Source organism: Oleiphilus sp. HI0132 (genome assembly GCF_001635845.1).
In genome coordinates this window covers 1-655 of record NZ_LWGJ01000053.1, presented here as the reverse complement: position 1 = coordinate 655, position 655 = coordinate 1, and the positions used below count along the sequence as shown (strand labels likewise).

Here is a 655-nt window from a genome sequence, read left to right as displayed (position 1 = left end):
TTTTGGCATGTACAAACAGTGTCTGGTCGATGCACACTGGCCACACGATCGCTACCCCTATACCACAAATAAGTACGGTTACGAATCCTTACGTCGTCATATTCATAAAAAGCTCGCGAATGCGCTTCAAGCACGAGAGCGCACAGCTCGAATGAAATTTCCAGCCAGCCAGCCCCCTTTGCAGGTCATGGATCGTGTCGAAATTGATGAGCAGGTCATTGATTTCCAGGGACGGCTGACTCTCTGTTTAAATGATGAATTAATCCCTCTGCGATTAGCTCGCGCGACTTTACTAATCGCAGTAGACGTGGCCTCTTCGTGTTATCTTGGATACCACCTATCACTCACAGACCATCCTAGTGCCCTCGATCTACAGACACTACTCGATAACTGTCTGCAATCTTGGCAGCCGATGACACTCACTTCCCCCTTATTTACTTACGACCCGGGTGCCACTTTTCCATCGTCCTTACCTGACTTATCGCCCCTTGTATTCGAACGCATTGCACTTGACAATGCCTGGATGCATCACGCAAAGGCGATTGAACAGCTTGTTGTCGTTGATCAAGGGGCGACCCTTGAGTTTGGGCATCCGAAACATCCTGTCGCGCGGAGTGAAGTTGAACGTGCCTTTGATTATATTAATCGCCACCAT

At 48.9% G+C, this 655-nt stretch carries 1 protein-coding gene; it reads left to right on the top strand.

The features are described from left to right. On the top strand, window positions 1–655 hold a 655-nt coding region (locus tag A3766_RS30030), incomplete at both ends, for a hypothetical protein (RefSeq protein ID WP_197479147.1).